The sequence below is a fragment of the Streptococcus sp. KCJ4932 genome (assembly GCF_004352745.1).
GTDB lineage: Bacteria > Bacillota > Bacilli > Lactobacillales > Streptococcaceae > Streptococcus > Streptococcus ruminicola.
Window position 1 is genome coordinate 1 of sequence record NZ_SJWW01000039.1, and the last position, 472, is coordinate 472.

The window sequence follows — 472 nt, forward strand, 5'->3', positions numbered from 1 at the left end:
TTTTCATACTGTATATCTACGTTGGAGTTTATATAAATAAAAAAATGATTATAAAACTAAATATTATAGAGATGAAAGTAAAAAAAGTCAGAATTGAAGTCACACTACACTGCTTAATCTCACTCCAATGCTTAATTGAATTATAAACAAAGATAATCAGCAAACCAACAGGAAGAACTAGAAAAGGTTTTTTAAAAAGTAAACTTGAGCATACCGCAACATACAACGTATTAAAAAATATTTTTAATTCCAAATATTTTTTATTTAAATTGTCATTTTCTTCATATTTAGCAACTCCATCAAAAAGAGCATTTACACCAATTCCTACTGTAATTGAGAAAAACTTAGCCATATCAGCAAAATTAAAAAGATTGTGCTCTTTAAGATAAACTAACACAACAACCACAATAAACACAATAAGCCTAAATTTTTTAATACCAATTGTAGTTCCATTATTTCCACTATTTTTGTT

General features: G+C 25.8%; 1 protein-coding gene. It reads right to left on the minus strand.

The annotated features are described in order from the left end of the window. Positions 1-28: 28 nt before the first annotated feature. Positions 29-472: hypothetical protein (locus E0E02_RS09495; RefSeq protein ID WP_165937153.1), on the minus strand; the 444-nt coding region annotated here is incomplete at its 5' end.